The organism is Bacillota bacterium, from assembly GCA_040755295.1.
GTDB lineage: Bacteria > Bacillota > Desulfotomaculia > Desulfotomaculales > Ammonificaceae > SURF-55.
Genome location: JBFMBK010000007.1, coordinates 109,563 through 129,095, shown reverse-complemented (window position 1 = coordinate 129,095; position 19,533 = coordinate 109,563). Strand labels below are relative to the sequence as shown.

The 19,533-nt window shown below is 54.7% G+C and carries 21 protein-coding genes; all 21 read right to left on the bottom strand.

The genetic code is table 11. The annotated features are described in order from the left end of the window. Positions 1 to 7: 7 nt before the first annotated feature. The 21 genes from spoIIIAC to AB1500_07100 all read right to left on the bottom strand — a co-directional run bounded on the left by spoIIIAC (position 8) and on the right by AB1500_07100 (position 19,428). Entirely contained in the window at positions 8 to 208 is a 201-nt protein-coding gene (gene spoIIIAC / locus AB1500_07200; protein MEW6182949.1) for a stage III sporulation protein AC, read from the bottom strand. A gap of 191 nt (positions 209 to 399) precedes the next feature. Next, the gene (locus AB1500_07195; protein MEW6182948.1) at positions 400 to 918 is read right to left on the bottom strand and encodes a stage III sporulation protein AB; all 519 of its coding nucleotides are present in this window, start codon (positions 916 to 918) and stop codon (positions 400 to 402) included. Positions 919 to 1,045: 127 nt separating this feature from the next. Next, positions 1,046 to 2,044: a stage III sporulation protein AA gene (gene spoIIIAA / locus AB1500_07190; protein ID MEW6182947.1), complete on the bottom strand. Its 999-nt coding sequence runs from the start codon at positions 2,042 to 2,044 to the stop codon at positions 1,046 to 1,048. 209 nt (positions 2,045 to 2,253) lie between these two features. After that, complete coding sequence (locus tag AB1500_07185; GenBank protein MEW6182946.1) at positions 2,254 to 2,613, bottom strand: CD1247 N-terminal domain-containing protein; 360 nt, start codon at positions 2,611 to 2,613, stop codon at positions 2,254 to 2,256. A gap of 105 nt (positions 2,614 to 2,718) precedes the next feature. Continuing rightward, positions 2,719 to 3,276: an elongation factor P gene (gene efp / locus AB1500_07180; GenBank protein MEW6182945.1), complete on the bottom strand. Its 558-nt coding sequence runs from the start codon at positions 3,274 to 3,276 to the stop codon at positions 2,719 to 2,721. A 421-nt stretch (positions 3,277 to 3,697) separates the two neighbouring features. Further along, positions 3,698 to 4,771: a Xaa-Pro peptidase family protein gene (locus AB1500_07175; protein ID MEW6182944.1), complete on the bottom strand. Its 1,074-nt coding sequence runs from the start codon at positions 4,769 to 4,771 to the stop codon at positions 3,698 to 3,700. Next, a complete protein-coding gene (gene aroQ, locus AB1500_07170; protein ID MEW6182943.1) occupies positions 4,768 to 5,211 on the bottom strand; it encodes a type II 3-dehydroquinate dehydratase in 444 nt (147 codons plus the stop codon). The genes AB1500_07175 and aroQ overlap by 4 nt, the downstream gene beginning before the upstream one ends. Before the next feature lie 427 nt (positions 5,212 to 5,638). Further along, positions 5,639 to 6,982: a TldD/PmbA family protein gene (locus AB1500_07165; protein MEW6182942.1), complete on the bottom strand. Its 1,344-nt coding sequence runs from the start codon at positions 6,980 to 6,982 to the stop codon at positions 5,639 to 5,641. 356 nt (positions 6,983 to 7,338) lie between these two features. Continuing rightward, positions 7,339 to 8,712 carry a TldD/PmbA family protein gene (locus AB1500_07160; protein ID MEW6182941.1) on the bottom strand — a complete coding sequence of 458 codons (1,374 nt, stop codon included), beginning with the start codon at positions 8,710 to 8,712 and terminating at the stop codon, positions 7,339 to 7,341. A 632-nt stretch (positions 8,713 to 9,344) separates the two neighbouring features. Then, the gene (locus AB1500_07155) at positions 9,345 to 10,808 is read right to left on the bottom strand and encodes a hypothetical protein (protein ID MEW6182940.1); all 1,464 of its coding nucleotides are present in this window, start codon (positions 10,806 to 10,808) and stop codon (positions 9,345 to 9,347) included. A 42-nt stretch (positions 10,809 to 10,850) separates the two neighbouring features. Beyond that, positions 10,851 to 11,756, bottom strand: coding sequence for a type 4a pilus biogenesis protein PilO (gene pilO / locus AB1500_07150; protein MEW6182939.1), 906 nt, complete (start codon positions 11,754 to 11,756; stop codon positions 10,851 to 10,853). Further along, complete coding sequence (locus AB1500_07145; GenBank protein ID MEW6182938.1) at positions 11,756 to 12,436, bottom strand: hypothetical protein; 681 nt, start codon at positions 12,434 to 12,436, stop codon at positions 11,756 to 11,758. The genes pilO and AB1500_07145 overlap by 1 nt, the downstream gene beginning before the upstream one ends. Continuing rightward, positions 12,436 to 13,569, bottom strand: coding sequence for a type IV pilus assembly protein PilM (pilM, locus tag AB1500_07140; protein MEW6182937.1), 1,134 nt, complete (start codon positions 13,567 to 13,569; stop codon positions 12,436 to 12,438). The genes AB1500_07145 and pilM overlap by 1 nt, the downstream gene beginning before the upstream one ends. Before the next feature lie 198 nt (positions 13,570 to 13,767). Beyond that, positions 13,768 to 14,253 carry a hypothetical protein gene (locus tag AB1500_07135; protein MEW6182936.1) on the bottom strand — a complete coding sequence of 162 codons (486 nt, stop codon included), beginning with the start codon at positions 14,251 to 14,253 and terminating at the stop codon, positions 13,768 to 13,770. Beyond that, entirely contained in the window at positions 14,237 to 14,656 is a 420-nt protein-coding gene (locus AB1500_07130) for a prepilin-type N-terminal cleavage/methylation domain-containing protein (GenBank protein ID MEW6182935.1), read from the bottom strand. The genes AB1500_07135 and AB1500_07130 overlap by 17 nt, the downstream gene beginning before the upstream one ends. 32 nt (positions 14,657 to 14,688) lie before the next feature. Continuing rightward, positions 14,689 to 15,180 (bottom strand): hypothetical protein, encoded by a 492-nt coding sequence (locus AB1500_07125; protein ID MEW6182934.1) that lies wholly within the window; start codon positions 15,178 to 15,180, stop codon positions 14,689 to 14,691. Positions 15,181 to 15,246: 66 nt separating this feature from the next. Then, positions 15,247 to 16,038 carry a prepilin peptidase gene (locus AB1500_07120; GenBank protein MEW6182933.1) on the bottom strand — a complete coding sequence of 264 codons (792 nt, stop codon included), beginning with the start codon at positions 16,036 to 16,038 and terminating at the stop codon, positions 15,247 to 15,249. A gap of 29 nt (positions 16,039 to 16,067) precedes the next feature. After that, on the bottom strand, positions 16,068 to 16,565 hold the full coding sequence (locus AB1500_07115; protein MEW6182932.1) for a type II secretion system protein GspG: 498 nt from the start codon (positions 16,563 to 16,565) through the stop codon (positions 16,068 to 16,070). Between the two features lie 142 nt (positions 16,566 to 16,707). After that, positions 16,708 to 17,931: a type II secretion system F family protein gene (locus AB1500_07110; protein ID MEW6182931.1), complete on the bottom strand. Its 1,224-nt coding sequence runs from the start codon at positions 17,929 to 17,931 to the stop codon at positions 16,708 to 16,710. A 167-nt stretch (positions 17,932 to 18,098) separates the two neighbouring features. After that, the gene (locus tag AB1500_07105; GenBank protein ID MEW6182930.1) at positions 18,099 to 18,713 is read right to left on the bottom strand and encodes a prepilin-type N-terminal cleavage/methylation domain-containing protein; all 615 of its coding nucleotides are present in this window, start codon (positions 18,711 to 18,713) and stop codon (positions 18,099 to 18,101) included. Between the two features lie 49 nt (positions 18,714 to 18,762). Then, on the bottom strand, positions 18,763 to 19,428 hold the full coding sequence (locus tag AB1500_07100) for a type II secretion system protein GspG (protein ID MEW6182929.1): 666 nt from the start codon (positions 19,426 to 19,428) through the stop codon (positions 18,763 to 18,765). Positions 19,429 to 19,533: the final 105 nt, after the last annotated feature.

Below are 19,533 nucleotides of genomic sequence, written 5' to 3'. Positions count from 1 at the left end.
GCTAAAGCTAGTGAAGCTTAAAAACCGACTGAACCTCGCTGAAGAGCGTGCCAAGCAGCTGCACTACCCAGATTAGGACGATCGCCACCCCCGCAAGGGTTGCCAGATGAGCCAGATCTTCCTTCCCGGCCTGCTTGAGCATCGCGTGAAGAACAGCCGTGAGAATTCCCACCCCGGCGATTTTAAAGATCAGGTCGATGTTTCCCATAAAGGGCCCCCTTTTTGAGAGGTGGGAAGTGAGAGGTCGGGAATGAGAAGTCGGAATGTGCAAACTTCGAACCATTGAACGTCAAACAGCCCCCACTACCTTTCCCCAAAGTTACGATAAACTCGAACGCTGAACGAACCCTGAACCCCATCCCACTGTTTTGCAATCTTGAACCTTGAACCTTGAACTCTCTAACACAGGAGCACGACCAGGCTCAGACCGGTGCCGAAACCGAGGAATTTATAGAGTCGTACGTAGCGGCCGGCGTCTTCTTCAGCCAAAACGGCCGCCGCCTTAAGTCTTTCAATCGCGAGAGAAACGTGCTGCGCCTGGTTCTCCCGGTCGGAATTCCCCAAGGCCGCGCTCAAATCGCGCAGGATATCGAGGTCCTCTTCCCTTAATGCCGAAGAAGGTGACGCCTCGATAACCGCTCTTTCCCAGGCTTCGGCGGCCGTTAATCCGCCTGTACTGTTGATGTGCGCGCCGGCACGGTCAAAAAAGGGAGCAACCCGCTGGTCGGCGCGCCTGGCCACCGCCGCAAATGCCTCCCCCAACGGGGCTGCAATACAGCCGATCTCGGTCTTAAGGAGGAGCAGCGCGCCCATCATCGCTTTCAGTTCTCGGGGACGTCTGCTGTAAAGCCCTCCGACGGCGTTTCCGCAAAGGCTTCCCGACGCCAATACCATGACCGCGCCCAAGGTTTTCAGCATGCCTTAGCTCCTAACCCGGACAAGCCGGAACTCAAATATTTCACCACAGAGGCACAAAAAACAGAAATATTAAGACTAAATACCCATATTTCGTCTTTCCCCCTCCGTGTGCTCTGTGTCTCTGTGGCTAGTTTTTCCTGCAATCTTGCCTAGATCCAGGCGTCAAAGGCCACAGCGGTTTCCCCGATCCGTCAAGGACAGCGGTTACCCGGCCGGGTTTGTCACGCCTGGCAAGCAGGATGAACCGCTCGATCACACCCAGCGTGAAAATATAGCGGAAAAAGGGACGCCGCTTCAGCTCTTCCAGGGTGCCGGCATGAGCCGTTGCCACCACACTCATCCCCGCATTGAGGGCGTCTTCGACGGCGCGGGCGTCTTCGGCCCGGCCGATCTCGTCGGTCGCCACCACTTCCGGCCCGAAAGCCCGGATCATAAGCCTCATGCCTTCCGCCTTCGGACAGGCGTCAAGAACATCCGTCCGGGCGCCCACATCAAGCTGCGGCACACCGTGAAAACACGACGCCACCTCCGAACGCTCGTCCACCAAGCCGATAGTCACCCCTCTGAGACACGGTGACCCGTCAGACAGTTGACGCACGAGGTCCCGTAAAAAAGTTGTCTTGCCGGCCCTGGGCGGTGAGATGATCAGGGTATGACAGACCCGCGGCGGTGAACCGGCTAGAATACGGGGAAGGATACCGTCTGCCGCCCCGCGCACTTCACGCGCCAGCCGGAAATTAAGCCCGCTGATATGTTTCAGCGTGCGTATTTGCCCGCCTACCGTCACCACCTGCCCGGCGAGACCGAGACGATGCCCTCCGGGAAGGGTGATGTAACCGTTGCGGATCTCTTCTTCAAAGGCGTAAAGTGAAGCGCCGCTCGCAATATTAACCGTTCGGGTCACCTCTTCGGGGGGAACCAGGAAACTTTCCTCCGCACGGTCGACCGGAAGACCTCCCGGCGTCACGAAAGCGTCCCGCTGCGCCAAACGTATCATTAACGGTTTGGCGGCTCTCAGGCGTATTTCTTCAACTTCGTCCCAGACCGGCAGCGCCTCAAGAACTCCCCGCAACGCCGGCGTGAAGAAACGCAGCATCTCCTTTAACCGTGCCGTGGTCGCCGTCATTGAAGTTTCCCTCCCAACCGCTTGTCTCTCAAGAGTAAAGTTATGCCGCGGGACACAATTTATACCAAACGGTTGACAGGCATAAAAAAAGCCTCCTGACAGAGGCTTTTTCTGTAATACTACTCTATATGTCGATTAGTCCCTAAAAGAGCGCTGTAACCTTACACTTTGCGCTTCTCAATTGCCGGGCGCAGTTTTTCATCACCCGCTTAAAAAGCGTCATCGTTTCTCGTGAGAGCGCCGTTATCCGAAGCCGAATTATCCGGTTTCATAACAATCTCTTCACGCCACGGGTCATTCATATCACTGTCCCCGTCGGTATCGATTCTCAGTTCCTCGTCATCATCACCAAACACCATCGTTTCCACGGCGTAAAGGTCCTCATCCAAGGCCTGGATATACTCCTCCACACCCTCCTGAGCACTTCTTAAATCATCCATTTCTTCCGCAAGGTCGTTAAGCACGTTGATAATTTCTTCTGAAAAACGTTTGTCCCTTGCGCCGTTATCGGTCCCGAATCCGGAAAGAAGCCCTTTCAGGTAGGATACCCGGGCTTTTAAATCGGCCATTTTACCACCCCCGCGCATAACAAGTGTATCTCTAGTATGGCCTGGTTTACGGTTTTCTAAACCGTGCAGGGATGATGATCAACAAGTCCGTTACAAAGGCAGGAGTCAGGCGCGTTTCAGGTACTGGCCGGAACGGGTGTCGACCTGAATGGTTTCCCCCTCCTCGACGAAAAGCGGCACCTGCACCACAACACCGGTTTCGAGTTTCGCCGGTTTAGAACCGCCGGTTGCCGTATCACCCCGGATGCCGGGAGCGGTTTCCACCACCTGCAGTTCTACGGTGTTGGGAAGTTCCACGCCGATTACCTTTCCCTGGTACGTTACGCAAACCACTTCCATGTTTTCTTTCAGATACTTCACGCCGTCACCTAAATCCGCCGGTTTAAGCGGCATCTGTTCAAAACTCTCGCTGTCCATGAAGTAATAATCGTCGCCGTCCGCGTAAAGATACTGCGACTGCCGCCGTTCAAGGTGCGCCCGGGGTATTTTTTCACCCGCATTGAAGGTGCGTTCAACAACCGCTCCCGTACGCAAATTTCGCAGTTTTGAACGTACAAAAGGCGAGCCCTTTCCCGGTTTTACGTGCAGGAACTCGATCACCTGGTAGATATCACCGTCGAGTTCAACGGTTAGACCCGTTCGAAAATCGTTGGTGGAAATCAAATTCTCCCCTCCTTAGGCAGGTTCAAAGTTCAAAGTTCTAAGTTAGACTCAAGTACCAGACCTTTGAGGGCGTTTCAAGGTCCAGCCTTCGAGGTTCTAGGTTTAAAACAGAACTCGGACTCATGATTACCAGTTAAAGCTTGTGGGTTACGTTACAACCGGAAGTCGTCCAAAGCAAGCTTCGGCGGCAAGCACCCCGCTCTTAAGCGTGGGGTATTTGAATGGATAACCTTTTGAAGAATACCCCAGTTCTTAAACGGAAGGTATAAGGAAAACGGTTGCTAAAGTTATTCGCCTTAAAGGCGAATTTTTTAATCTGGCGTTGTAAAATAAAGAACTTTCTTCTTTCGACTCAGAACTTTATCCTTCCAGACTTCCATCTACTGTCTACTGACTACGGCAACTCGTATCCCGTAACCGATCATCCAACCACCGCCAATGTCCCCTTCGCCGTGGCGGTCAGAACCTCGGCGCCCTCGCGGGTAACCACTACAACGTCTTCGATGCGGACACCGCCTTTCCCCGGCAGGTAGACGCCCGGCTCCACGGTTACGACCATGCCCGGCTCTAAAAGGGTTTCCACCCCTTCGGCGAGGCGCGGCTCCTCATGAACCGCAATGCCCAGACCGTGGCCGGTGCTGTGGCTGAAGGCTTCGGCGTAGCCATAATCCGAAAGCACGGACCTTGCCGCCCGGTCGACATCACCCGCAGCCGCCCCCGGCCTGATCGCGGCGATCGCCGCCTCCTGCGCGGCGAGGACTGCTTGATACACTTTCTCCTGCCAGGGTGCCGCCTCCTTTAAAACCACCGTGCGTGTAAAATCCGAACAATAGTGTTCCACCACCGCGCCGCAATCGATAACCACCAGATCCCCCGTTTCCAGGAGCTTTCCCGAGGCCGCCCCGTGCGGGAGAGCCGACCGGACGCCCGAGGCAACGATAAAATCGAAAGCCGCCCTTTCCGCTCCGTCCCGGCGAAGGTCAAACTCCAAACCGAGCGCCCAATCACGTTCACTGACCCCGGGCTGCAACGCCGGAAGGCAGGCGGCGAACACATCATCCACCAGTCGCACCGCTTTTCTAATGCGGTTGATCTCCGCCGACTCTTTGGTAAGACGGAGTTTCTCCACCAGCCCCGGGGTGGAAAAAAGTTTTGCCCCGGGGAGCGCCGTCTCTAATTTGCTCCAGGACTCGCGCGAAACATGGTCACCTTCCGCCCCGAGAAACTTAAGTCTTCTTTCTCCCGCCAGAGACGCGATCCCATCAGGCCAGATGCGTTTACTTTCGACAACTTCGCAGTGGGGACACTGGCCACGCGCCTGTTCCACATAGCGCCCGTCGACCATCAATACAGGCGTGCCGCCGTCAACAAGCAGCACCCCCGCCGATCCGGTGAAACCGGTCAGGAAATATCTGTTTTCCGCGCTCGTTACCAGAAATCCTTCAATTCCGGCTGCCGGAAACAACGCGCGCAGCCGCTCCAACCTTTTTTTCAACGCCGGTCCCGCCCCTGCAGCGCGAGGCTTACGGCCGCCCGCAAGCCCAGGAGATAACTATCCTTGCCTAAGCCGCTTATCTGACCCGCGGCCGCGGGAGCTATCACCGAGCGGCTACGGAATTTTTCCCGATTGTGTATATTTGAAAGGTGCACCTCGATGACGGGTAATCCTATAGCCGCCACGGCGTCACGGAGCGCAAAACTGTAGTGCGTGAAAGCGCCGGGATTTAAGACCGCCGCATTCGCGCCGGTACTTTGCAACCGGTCAATTAGCTCTCCCTCGTGATTCGATTGAAAACACTCCACTTCCACGCCTAGTTCCGTCCCGAGGGTTTGAAGCGCGGCGTCGATCTCCGCCAGGGTTGTCGCGCCGTATACGTCCGGTTCTCTTTTTCCCAAAAGGTTAAGGTTCGGACCGTGCAAAACGAGTATCTTCACGCTATCCCTCCGTTAAAGATAATGATGAATGCGGAATGATGAATAAGGAATAAGGAACACAAACACTTAACACCCTGATTATCTTCCTTCGTGGTCCCGCCTTCGGCGACATAGCCGACTTCTCCGAAAATGGATCCGCCAAATACAGCACAAAGTTTCTGAGTGCTGGACAAGAACGCCACGAATCAAGAAAATTTAACCTAAGCCGGAACCAAATATTTTTACCACAGAGACACGGAGTTCACAAAGGATACTAACATGAAAACCAAACAGAAGTTAAGAATCCTATATCTTTTTCCCTCTACTTGTTCTCTGCGCCTCTGTGCCTCCGCGGTGAATCCTCCTAAAACGCACTTACTCCTAACTCTAAAAAATTGTTCCTTCTCTGTGTTCTCTGTGCCTCCGTGGTGGATATTCTTTGCGAACTTCACCGTCCGCTTACGCTGAGGGCGGCAACCCGGAAGGTGGCAGCGCCCCGCCCGCCGAAAAACCGCAGGTCGTCGGCGACGGCGTCCACCTGTTTCAAAAGTTCAATCACGTTTCCGGCGATCGCCACGCCCCGCACCGGTCGTGTGAGCACGCCGTTTTCAATCCAGATGCCCACCGCTCCCACGGAAAAGTCTCCGGATATCGGGTTTGCGGTATGCATCCCCATCACTTCCAACACGTAAAGCCCCTCCCGGACCTCCCGGATCAGCTCTTCCGCCGGGCGCCCGCCCGGCTCAAGGTAAAAGTTGGTGGTCCCCACCCCGGGCATGCTCTTAAATGAATGCCGCACCGCGTTTCCCGTGGAAGCCCGGTCTTCCTTTCTTGCGGTATATGTATTATAAAGATACCCCTGCAGAACGCCGTCCTTTACCAGGACCGTCTTACCCGTCGGTAAACCTTCCCCGTCAAACGGCGCCGAACCGGTGCCGTCCGGGTAGGTCCCGTCGTCAACCAGGGTTATTGCTCCCGCGGCCACCTGTTCCCCGGTTTTCCCGGCAAAAAGGGAACGGCCGCGCTGTACCGCTTCCGCGGTAAGGGCCGGACCCAACAAACCGATGATGTCGACGGCCACGTACGGGTCAAAAATCACGGGCACGGTACAACTTCCGGTTGTCTGCGCGCCGAGGAGTTTGACCGCCCGCTCCGCCGCCTCGCGTCCCAAAACCTCCGGTGTTAGTTCCCTGTACCGCCGGCCGAACCAGAGCGCGTAACCGGTTTCGCTTTGCCCGTCCTGTTCCGCCGCCAGACTGATGTACAGCCCGCACGCGGCGCTGTGATACTCCGCGGCGATCCCCTTCGAATTGACGATGGCGACGTTGCCGGTACCTTCCTGGTACGTCGAGCTTTCAGTCACCTTAACTCTGGCATCGGCGCCGAACGCCGCTTCTTCCATCCGTTTTGCCAGGCTGATTTTGCTCTCCACCGGCGTCGAGTCGATGTCGGCATCGTACAGCTCCATGGAAGGGTAACGGCCTTCCAGTGAAGGGATATGGAGAAAGGGATCGTCACTCGTGTACGCCGCCGCCGCCAGCGCCCGCTCTACGGTGTCCCTAACCCCTTGCTTCAAGAGTTCCGTCCCGAAGGCAAAACCGACCCGGCGCCCTTTTAAGACCCTCACCCCGATGCCCTTTTCCTCGGCCTGCTTTAATGTCTCCACCACACCGTGACGCACCTCAATGCTGAGTTCGCGCCCCGTGCTCACGTAAGCCTCGACCGCGTCGGCGCCTTGCCGCTTTCCCAGCGCTACGGCGGCCTCCGCCACCTCGACGAGTTTATCCACCATGTTTCCGCCTCCGATATATGTTCAACGTTCAAGGTTCAAAATTTAATATGGAATAACCGCAGAAACACAGAGCACACGGAGGGGAGAAGACAGAAATATTCTTGTAAGGTATTCCCATATATTCTGACTTCTGGCTACTAGATTCCGACCCAAAATAAATACGTATTATTTTTCAATTCTCTGCGAACTCTGTGCCTCTGTGGTGAAATAATTTGCATCCAAACTTAGCCCAATCCCGGACTTAGGACTTTCGACCTCGCGACTACGGTCCCTTCGCCCTTCATCTTCTTGTCCCCGGACTAAGGACTTTCGACTGAGGACTGAGGACTGTTTAACTCGCAACTCGCAACTTGCGACTAACTCCCCGTGCCGCCGATGGTCAGTTCCGGAATCAGCAGTGTCGGCTGCGCGTCGCTTACCGGCACTCCCTGCCCGTCTTTGCCGCAGGTCCCCACGGTAAAACCGAGGTCACGGCCGACAAGCGCCACCTTTTTCAGCACCTCGGGACCATTTCCCGTCAGGGTGGCGCCCCTGACCAGCTCGCTCACGTCCCCGTCCTTAATAAGATAACCTTCCGCCACCTCGAACACGAAGTCCCCGTTCGTGGTGTTGACCTGGCCCCCACCCATCTTTTTCACCAGGAAACCGTTTTTTACCCCGCGGATGATCTCTTCGGCGGGCGCCTTTCCCGGCGCGATATAGGTGTTTCCCATTCGCGGAATAGGCTTGTGCTGGTATGATTCGCGGCGGCCGTGCCCGTTGGATTCCCTGCTTTCCTTCGAGGCCGTCTTACGGTCGTAAAGGAAATCCCTCAGCTCTCCCTTGTCTATCAAAACCACCGGCCTGGCGGCGGTCCCCTCATCGTCAAACCGGTACGAACCGTATTTCCCGGACAGGGTGGCGTCGTCGATCACGGTCACATGTTCCGCCGCCACTGCGCCGCTCTTCCCCCCGTAAACGGAAAGCCCCTTCTGAACCAGGTCCGCCTCGAGCCCGTGCCCGCAAGCTTCATGAACCATCGTTCCGCCTGCCTCCCCGGAAAGGACGACCGTCATCCTTCCCGACGGCGCCGGCCGGGCGTGAACGAGAGCCGCCGCCCGCTGCGCCGCCGCCCGAGCCAATTCCTCCGGCGGACGCTCCCCGAAAGCGGTTCCGAAGTCGTCAGTGGTACCGAGGGACTCAAAGCCGGTCTGGATAACCGCGCCTTCCGCAGCCACGGCGTTCACCGTAAAGCGTATGCGCGTACGGTCGTCCTCGACAAAAACACCTTCGCTGTTTGCCACCGTTACCCGCTGCAGGACGTCCCCGTAGCTCACAATCACCTGTTTCACCGCGCTGTCGGCCGCCCGCGCCGCCTTGTCCGCCGCGGTTACGGCCTCGACCTTTCTCTCGAGCGGCACCGTATCGATGTCCGGCTCAGGCGCCGCCGTTTCCCTGCGCAGGTCGCGGACCGCCCCGGAGTTCCCCTGACTGAACGCGTGCGCCGCCGTGTCCGCCGCGCTCAGCAGCCCCTCCCGGCTCAGATCGTTAGTGTATGCGTACGCCGTACTTTCTCCGGACAAAACCCGAACCCCGGCGCCCCTGTCAAGGCCGGACTGCACCCGTTCCACCTGCCCGGCTTCGAGGGCTATGAGCGTGCTCTGTCGCTCCTCAACAAAAAGGTCGGCAAAATCCCCCCCGCGTACCAGAGCCGCGTCGAGGGTCTCCTTCAATAAACTCCTGTCAAGCAAAACGCCACACCTCCAAATTCCAGTAACAATCCGCCGGTCCCCGTCTGGTCAATAGCACCGACCCGTAAGGTTATAGCGCGTTCCGCATTCTTATCGTGAGCCCGCGATCCCGGCCTCTCCGTTCGACCTCTTGCCCCGGCGTCCGCTACCTATCCCCGTTTCAGCAGGCACAACCGCCCTGCCGGATCTTTTTACATCTGCCCCGGACCATCCGGATGGCTCACGAGTAACAAAAACTCGTCCGGTCGCCATCTTCCTAATTGCAGAAACAGCCTTACGCGCCTTATTCCAGTTTTTGAAATCGACTTCTGCCCGCTTCTTTCTTTAATTTATCCTTTGCCCTTAAAGGCTGATATTCAAACATAGCATAACTATCTTTATTACTATATCTTTCCCTGATTTCCTTCACCGCATTTGAATTCCACCGCCGACCGAAAGAAAAGGCGGGTAAAACCCGCCTTGCAAAAACCGCTGTTTTCTAACCGCCAAGACGCCAAGAAAGGACTATTACTTTAAATGGGGTCGGAATCCATACAAAAATAAAAAGCCGGTTTTTCCACCGGCCCGCCGCGCTGCTTATTCTTATTATGAAGGGTTTAAGTCCACTTTTTTTTTAAAACCGCATCTTTGTTTCAAAACGCCAAGTTATGATTCGCTAAGGAGTCGACTGTGACTGTATAGGGCATCCCCGGCGGGTAACACTTAAAAAGAGCTTCGTCGTAGATCATTTTCACAGGCTTCCCCCCCGGGCTGAATGCGTAAGCGCTAACCTTGCCTCTTTGATGCCCGTGTGCTTCAGCGTCACCGCCGTAACCAATGCCCCACGTCGTAACAGAGCCGTTTATCCTTGCCGCATCCGCAAAACGCAGGGTATCCCTACAAAGCATAACCGCATCTACCCTGGGATTGCCGTTACCGCCGTTGATCGTGATATCGCTCAGGGAAATAATACCGAGAACCGCGCCTTTTCGAGCTTGAAAATCGCAATCATCGGGAAAAACGACACCGCCCGCCGCCACGATAGTCGCTCTTACTCCGTAGTTAGGGCAGGGAGAAAGCGTCGCCGTTCCCTGCACGAAGTACACGCCGTTCAAAACCGACATGTCGGTAAAGGTATGCTCTTCTATATCTATGTAGTTGGCACTTCCGTAACTCTTAGCGATCTTTCGAAAATAATCCGCTGTTTCCAGTACGGGACGCTCCGGCAGGGTTAAGTCCCAAGGGTGATAACCACCGTCCTCAATGTAGATAGCATTAATTATCGATTCCGCAAACACATCTCCCCTGACAACATATTCTTCATGGCCGGTACCGTTATCGATAGCCAGGAACACCTCTTGAGGGGTATAAACGTTGCCGCAAACGACCACCTTGTTGGCTCCACCGTTGCTTTTAACGATATTCAGTGAACTCGTCCCGGGGTACCCTCCGGCAAAAATCAGGTTTGTAGGGTCGTTGTTATCCCCAATCGTGCAGTCATCGTTCTCTATGGTCAACGAATCATAATCCCCGTAAATATGCACCCCGCCGCGGTTTGTCACACCCGCGCCGCACATAAAAGGGTCATAGCTGATAGTCGCCCCGGCCGCCAGCGTCTTTCTGGCGCCGCGGTACCGACCGGTGCTCCGTATGGTGACCGTAACGTCGGTCGCCGAAACCGAATCCCATTCCACTTCTACCTGTTCAATATAAACGCCGTCCGCAACGGCGCCCTCAACCTCATCTCCATCGACTTGGTCATCCTCGCTCTTTGCTGAACCCGACCACATCGGGTCTCTTTGCAGAACGGCCAGGGCGCGGTTTATTCCGGCTTCGGCCGCGTAGAAGGCCTGCGCCCTCTCCAGCTGAGTCGATGAAGCGCGTTTGGTAAAACCGGTAACGGTAAGGCTCGCGGTAGTAAGGATGACGAGCAGCAGTATCAGCGTTATCGCTAGCAGCGCGGCCTGTCCCCGGTCGTTTCGCAGGAGAATTTCACTTTTGCGGAGAAGTGAACCGCGCGGGCTTATAAAGTTCCGCCCGCCGTCTTGAAGACACGGCAGTCCGCAGCCTCCACGGGTCCAAACAGATCGTTTTGCCGCTTTATGTCGCTTCTTCATCAGTACCTTCCCGATATAAAGCAATCGTGTATACCGTCGTTTTTACAACCCGGCATTCGTATCCGGTTCCGTTGCCGGCAGTCCCGCATCCGGTTCCGGTTCATTTCCCTGTAGTCCCGCATCCGCCCCCGGCTCCGTTCCCGGAAATCCCGTGTCCATACCCGGCTCAACACCCTGTTCGGGTACCGGTTCAAAACCCGTTCCCATACCCGTCTCTTGTCCTATACCTATCAACGAGCCTGTTCCGGGTCCCGTGAACGGGCCTTTAGGCGGCGGTTCGATGCCGGGATATGGACTTTCCGTCGTTTGCACATCGAACATGTTAGGACGGTGAAGTTCCCACTTAGCCAAGGCTTCAAGCTGGATCTTGTTCTGTGGTGTAGGCGCCGCGTAGATCACCGGAATAAAATCGGCAACCACTCGACCGTAAGCTGCGAGAGGAGACGCGCCTTCGTCTTCAGCCAAGGCCTCCGTCATAATGTCAAGTTTTCGGATTTCCGAAATATTGGCCAGATTTTCTATCTTACTGATAAACTGCATCACCTGAGGGTAGTCGCCCCGCACCTGGAACTCAAAAGGAAGCTCGAGGTAATACTTCTTGTCCACAACCCGGGCAGGGCGGACAAGCGTCACATCCACGCCCTGTTTTACGGCCGTCAGTCCGATGTCCACGAGTACCGCCCCGTCCTGCATCTCGTTGCTGAACTTTGGCATCACTTTAGATAATTGCTTCTTCACATCTTCCTGCGCCTGCTCTGCGCGGGGAAGCGATTCGGCGATGTTTTGGCCTTTTTTCAACAACTCGTTCGCCGTCTCAAGTTCCGACAGCACGTTGTTGCGGGCCGTCAGTTGCGGCTGCAGCAAGTAGAGCCAGTAAAGATACGTCACGATCAGAACTCCCAAAACAAACAATAAAAATTGCTCCCGGCGGGCGAGTTTCTGCCGCATTACCGCCATCCCCCTTCCGCCAGCACCGCTTCTATGGTGAACACCGTTACTCGCACGTTTTCCGCCGCTTGCTGTACCGCCGGTCGGTCACCCTCCGGCTGTACCGTTGGCGACGGCTGTTCCGGCGTGACTTCTATCTCCCTGACTTCCTTCAAAGTCACCGTTTTTAAGTAAGGGAATTCCAATAACTTGTTCAGGTACACGCCCACGGAAGCAAGGGAACCGGTTCCCCCCTGGATGACCAGTTGGGTAGGCTTTTGAAAATCTTCCGGTTTAAGCTCGTCGGATTGTTTTCCCGAAGTTTTTTCCGAAGGCGCCAGGCAGGAAACGGTGAACCTGGTCAGCCACATGTCGACCGGAAGTTTAGAGTAGACGCTTTCAAGCACGGAGTAATAATGGCGTCTTTCCGAATCGGCCCCCGCCAGGACCCCAAGCTGTTCCTTGTCTTTGGCGGTTTGGCTTTCGAGAGATTCCACGTGCTTTATTTGAGGCTCAAGGTTCTGCAGCGCTGTTTTCTTTTCGTTAACATGCAAATATCCGATATAATTGTAAACCGCAAGAATTATATATGCCGTAAGAAGGACACCGCTTAAAACAATGGCCCCCGGCAGCAGGACATCGCGCTTTTTACCTGCGGCATCGGCAAGGAGTTCCTGCGGCAGCAAGTTTATTCTGTACATCAGCCGACCACCTCCCTGAGCGCCAGCCCGACGGCCAGCGCGAGTGAGGGCTCGTACTCCTCTTCGGGGTTCGCCGTGTGCACCCTGACGCCGGGAAGTCCGAGATCCACCGGCAGTTCCAGTTCCTCAGTCAGGAAAGCGGGAAGCCCCTTAAGCTTGGCCCCGCCGCCGCACAGAATTATTCGTTCGACCAAACGCTCCCTGTTTTGCGTGCGGCACCAGCTCAGGCTCTGCCTTATCCCCCGTACGATTTCCCCCAGTCCTTCCCGGACCGCCAAATCAAGCTGCACCCCGCCCGGCTCGCCGGTCACGGCGACTTCACCGATCACCGCGGCAACGTCTCCTTCCTCCTCCTTCATCCGCTGGGCGACGTTGGAGTCCACGCCGCACGTCCGCGCCAGGGCCTCCGTAACCGCATCCCCGCCGACCGAGATGCTCCGGGTGAGTTCCAGTTTTCCTTCATGCAGCACCACGAACTGACTTGCGACAGAGCCGATGTTCATAATCCCGACCGTGCCCGCGGGCGGTATTTTATAGCTACCGGCAAAAACCCGCCAGAGAGCGATCGCCTGAAGGTCTATCGCCGCCAGTTTCAACCCCGCCTGCTGGAAAAGGTTATAGTATTCATGGGCTGTTTTTAAGGGTACAGCGGCCAGAAGAACCTGTACCTGCCGCGCCCCGTCCGTCATGACCTCCCCGAGGGTTACGTGCCGGAGAACAAGTTCCCCGAGCGGTACCGGAATGTGCCGCTCGGCTTCCCACCGGATCGCCGTTTCCATTTCCTTTTCCGGCATCACCGGCATACGGATATGCCGAAGGATCACCTTTTCTCCTCCAACCGCCGTCACGACCTTTTCGCCCTCGACAGCCAGATTCTGCATCGCCTTTTTCAGGGCCGAAACCAGCGGCTCGGAGAGTATACCTTCCGGCAATACGCCCGCCGGGGTCGGGAACCGCCCGATACCCACAACCTCAGGTCCCGCCCCCGTCATTCTGACCTTCGCAATCCGTATCTCGCGCGTCCCGATATCCACCCCCGCCACGGCGGCTTTGCGTGACAGCAAACGCTTGTACCATTTCGGCGCGGCAGGCGGCGCCGGTTTGTCCCGGTCAGCACTAAGTTTTAAGGGCAAACCCCTGACCCCCTTTATATGTATCAAGCTTGAGGTTCAGCGTTCAAGGTTCAAAGTCATGGGAGATCAAAACCGTAAACCTGTATTGCATGAAGGGCTTTCCGGGTTCTTCGACCAGTTGGAAGCCCTACCTGAACATCACCACACACTTTCTCCGTCCGTTAATCATTTAAACGATATAAATGCTATCTTATATTTTCACGGAGCCAGCCGCGCATAAGCCGCCGTCCGGACCGTAACAACGGGCAGTTCCGGATTTTCCGGACTTCTGCCCGAGATTGTGATGTTGACCAGTCTTGGATTCGCCGCCGTTCGCGAAAAATATACAGCCGTTATGACGCCTGTGGTTACCGGTTGGGCGGATGCACGCCTTATTTGAAGTTCGCCGTCCGCATCGAGTTCATAAGTAATGATGTTGCCGGTTCCCTGCTTAAGAATGAGTGTTGGACCTTCAGCACCCGGAACCGGTTCTGTAATATCGGTCGCCAGCCTGACATCACGAACGATTCTCTCCATACCTATCCGCAGGTTATCCTGAACCTCGCTTTGCCTGTCGGCCCAGTACCATTGCTCAAGCGAATTCCGGTATAACAAGCCGCCGCCGAGAAACAGCAGCGCTGTCAGCGTTACCGTTAAAACGGCCTCCACAAGGGTAAACCCTTTTTCATTAAAGCGCTGTTTCAAGGCTGCTCCGTTCCATCGTAAGGTCTATTTGCCTCGCAACGGTGTGGGCCATAGTGCCGAGGGGTACCGAGTAGTATACGGAAACCGTCACCGTCTTGTAATTACACCCGGCAGAAGCATTTTCATTTCCAAGCGCTATGCAAAACCTGGCGTCGGGACCCAATATCTGGTCGGCAGGATCAAGGGTTCTTGTTGGGACCGGAGCAAGACTGGTATAAGGAACAGCGCGCTGCTGCTCAAGCAGTTCCTGGGCGCGGTTAACCGCAGCCGCATCGTACCGCGCCGTAACGTCAAGCCGCCTGCCGGTGTCGAATGCGCCGAAAAGCCCCAGAGCGGCGATCCCGAGGATTACCGCCGCCACCAGGACCTCCGCCAGGGTTAAACCTTGCTCATTTTCAAACATTAATGCAGTACCTAACCTTTGCCAGCGACAGATTAACCAGGCGGATTTTCCGACAGGTATACGCGGCCGGTAACCGGACTCACTCTGATGTACTTTGAATCACCATTTAAATTCATAAGCCTTGACGTACCACCATTCGAATTACCTTGTTCGAAAAAAGATAACATCTTGGTACATTTTTTCGTATTGCTCTGATCGTAATATGCTGCAAACCTCACTGTATTCGGCAGATAAACGTTTTCCCAGGTCCCATTGTTCTTTTGCATTTGATAGTAATTTTCATCTATGTATATATAAACTACCGTGTGATCCTCTTTACTCATTGCTAGATCACGCTGCTCCCTCAGGTCAGCCGTCATGGTTCTGGCGGAGGTTACAAGCCGATGACGGGCCATACTGCCGCTGAAGCTCGCAGCAGCAATCGTCGCGAGTATGCCGATGACGAAAAGCAGAACGACTATTTCCACCAGGTTGTAACCGGCTTCGTTTTTCCATACACTCTTTAACTCGTACCTTTTCCGCAAGCCCGTTCCACCCCGGTTTCCCAAACATTTTTCATTAATAAAACACAAAATAATTTACGGAAATCTTCAGCGAATGCCGTAATAGGAAAGATACCACCGGACGATTTCCCCGCCCCAGAGCATGCTTACAAAAAAGCCGGCCGCCAGGAAAGGCCCGAACGGGATGAAGTCCTTCCGCGTCTTCCTCCCGGCTATGATCAGGGACACACCTATAACGCTCCCGGACAGCGCTCCCAGAAAAAGTCCCAGCACGGCGTTCCCCCAGCCCAGATAAAGACCTGCAACCGCCGCCAGCTTGATGTCCCCGCCGCCCATCCCGTCCTTGAACAAGATGCCGAGCAGCAGAAGCGCTCCACCGGCGGCCAGGCATCCCAGCGCCGCCTGGATGACCTCGACATCGCCGGCAAGCGGGACCAGGACCACCGCTCCCGCCAAGAGCGCCAGCACGAGAAGGTTGGGAATCCGCCGGTGCTCGAGGTCCGTGAAGGATACCGCGATAAGCCCGGCCGTCAAGAAAAGTCTTTTTGACAATACCAATGCGAGTTGCGTTCCATCGGATATTGTTCCGGTCTTTACGTCCCGCAGCGTTAAAACATAGACCGTTAGAAACAGTGCGGCCGTTAAAACCTCCACCGCAGGGTAGCGGGGGCTAATCCGCACCCCGCAATGGCGGCATCTTCCGCGCAAGAACAGGTAACTCAGGACCGGGACCAACTCGAACCAGTTCAGCCGGGCGCCGCACGCGGGGCATGAAGACCCCGGCCGGACGATACTTTCACCCCGCGGCACTCGGTAAATCACCGCGTTCAGGAAGCTGCCAATAATAAAACCCAGTACGATAATTAGCAAGTAAGCCATTGATTCCGCTTATTCGTCACGTATATTTTTTAGGGCCAAGTATCGTTGTTCGAGACGGCATCTTCGTCAGTACCGTCAAGAATTCCAGCAGTGTTGCCCTGAGTAGGTTGGACCAGTTCTGTAACATAAAAATCATCAGCGGTATTTGCCGTCGAATCTGGCCCTTTTGATGCCAGAGCAAACGTGTCAGTTGTCAACTGCCCATACGCATAACCATTGCCCCATGGGTCAACCTGTCCGCCGGCCGCACCCGTCCAGTCTATACCGTGATCTTGCATCACCGAGCCTATTTCGGAACCGTCAGGATACCGCTGGTAATCCGTACGGTACACGTCCAAGACGGTCCTCATTGAACGCAGCGTCGCCTCAACAGACCTCGCCCGTGCGTCGTCGGCCCGGTTCGTCAGCCTGGGAATCGCGATTATGGCTATTACCCCGATAATGGCTATGACCACTATAAGTTCGATTAAGGTGAAACCGTAGTCTTTTCTCGATGCGTGTTTACGCAGCTTTGATTTTAAAAACAATATAAAGACCTCCTTATAATTGTGAAACTCCGGCAATAAGTTTTCATAGTCTTCCAGCTAACATCAGAAACCGACCGTTTGCCACCCCCTTTCCGCCGGTAACAGCCGCGAATCCTTAGAATTATGGATAATAGCCGTTTCATTAGCGGTAGCTGCTGTAAATTGAAAACATGGGAATCAGTATGGATAGTATAATGGAACCGACAACAACACCGACCAGCACAATCAACACAGGCTCGATCGTGACCGTAAGCCTCTTTACTGCCTGATCGACGTCCTGGTCGTAGAATGTTGCCACCTTCTCCAAAAGGCTTTCCATCGCGCCCGTCTCCTCGCCGATAGCGACCATGCGCGTAACCATGGGCGGAAAGACGCCGCTTTTTTCCAGAAGTCCCGCTATCGCCCCCCCTTCGCTTACGCTTTCCATAGTTTCGCCGATCGCCCGGGATGCTACAGCATTTCCGGCTGTTTTCCGCACCACCTCCAGCGCCGCCAGGATCGGCACGCCGCTCTTCACCATCGAGCCCAGTGTCCGCGCAAACCGGGCGATAATGACCTTACGGGCCACTGTTCCCACGATAGGCATTCTCAAAACCGCGCGGTCCCATAGCTCTTTGCCCCCGATCGTCGAGCCGAAGAAGTACTTAAGGCTTAAGATAAACAAAACCGCAACTGCGGGAGGCGCCCACCAGAAATGCCTCACAAAACGGCTTACACCGAAAATAAAGCGCGTTGGCAGCGGCAAATCCGCCTTCATGTCGGCCAGCAGTTTTTCAAACCCCGGGATCACCCAGATCATTAATATGGTAACCGCCATAAAAGCTATCAGCAGGACCACCGCGGGATACATCATGGCGCCCCGGACCTGCTCCCGGATTTCGTGCTCTTTTTCAAAATGCACCGCGAGCCTCCCGAGAACCAGTTCAAGCGTGCCGCTCACCTCGCCCGCCTCGATCATGCTGGTGAAAACCGGCGGAAAGATCCGCGGAAAAAGACGGAAGCTTTCCGCGAGGCCGAAGCCTCCCTCAAGCTGCTCGACAACCTTCCCGATCGCCTGTTTGAAGGCTGATTTCTCCGTCTGTTCCGCAAGAATGTTCAAAGACTGGAATACCGGCACCCCTGCCTCGAGCATCACCGAAAACTGCCGGCAGAATATGGCCAGTTCCCGTAGTGTAACCTTCGGCCGGAAAAGTGACTCCAGGCTGATGTTGAACCTGCTTGTACCACCCGCATCCGTAGCAGGCCGCACATCGACGACGAAAAGGTTCCTAGCCCTGAGTATCCCGACCGCAGCCGCCTCGCTGTCGGCTTCGAGAAAACCGTCGACATGCCTGCCTTCGTGGCTTCTCGTCTTGTATGCAAACACCCGGGCCAATAAGACTCTCTCCCTCATTTACATAATATTTGGTAGAGCTGTTATTTTATCTGATCGTATGTCGTTTCAAGTTGATACTCTTCGCATAGCAGAAATGTTTATAATTTTGAAACACATACAGGATTCTATTATTTGACTAGACACGTTCTGCTTCACCTTTAGTCCACCGTAGAATCTAAAGCTCCTTGCCGGTTGGAATAAGCCTCATAGACTTCGTGAGGACCACCCATATAGGTAAAACCAAAATCCGTCTTTATATTTGTCAAGTCTTTAGATGTAAAACGATTCTCCGTTATGTAAATGTCGTCCCTGTTTTCCTCAAGCTTGTCCGGTCCTTTGGAAAAAATTATGTATCGCTGACGGGTTCCCGGATGCCCCGGGTGCCACATGTCGGTTCGATACACGTAACTCTTGCCCCACGGGTCCAATAAGCCGTTGAAAGAATCATCGTCCCAATTAATACCCTTCTCCCTTAACACTTCCCCGATGTGCGGGTGTGGGAGTGGGCCTGTCCTGGACACAGGATTCCCGTAAGGACCTGAAGGGAGTATGCCGTAATTCGCATAATATGTATCCATCACGCTCTTCATCGCCTGCAGCTCGGCCACGGCCTCCTTTTCCCTTGCAGCGTTTAAAAAGCGCCTGACCCCAGGTAATATGAGCGCTGATGCCAGAATCAGAATGATGCTGACGACTATAGATAATTCGATTATGGTCAAACCTTTCTCATTCTCCCGACCAACGTTCATCCAGCGGGATTTATGACAATCCATAATTGCCCTCCCCCGTGGGGAACAACAATACTAATGTCTAATAACGTATTTAAAACACGCCACCGAAAATAAGGATACTCGTATCCAAACATGAACGGGACTCGTAAGCGTCATTGCCGCCTTGTACTCCGAACTCCGGGACAAACTCCGACCTTGTCCTCCAGTTCGTCAAATTCTCGGCAGGCGAACGATTATGCGTCACATAGATATCGTCTTTGCTCTGTTTTTGTTCACCGGGACTCCAACCATTCTGTAACTGGCGGTCAGGACCGCAGGAAAACAACAAATAGCCTGTACGGTACTTGCTCATAAAGGGACCCCCGTGTAAGGTATCCATACCAGGCCGAATAACCTGAGGGGTTCTGTATACATAAGCATGACCCCACGGGTCTCTTAACCCGTCCAGAGAATACGGGTCCCAGTTGATTCCGTGCTCACGCATCACGTCATTAATCGTAGGGGTACCCCACCCGTTTCTTCTTCCTTTTGGGTACTCGCCATAGTCGTTAAAGTAGGTGTCAAGAACGGTTTTCATCGCCCGCAGGTCCGCGATCACCTTGTCTTGTTTGGCTTTAGTAACCTTACCCTTGATGCCGGAGGTAAAAACTATAACGAGGATACCTAGCAAGATCGCGACAATGATGAGCTCAATCAAGGTGAAACCACATTCGTCCTGATAAAGGCAACGGCATATCTTTCGCACCCGTCGCAGCACCCAACGGACCTCCCCGTAAACGATTAAACTATAAAGTTACCGGTCTATTGTTTAATACACAATGATTCGGTGCATTTTGGCATTAAACACAACCAAACGGCAACC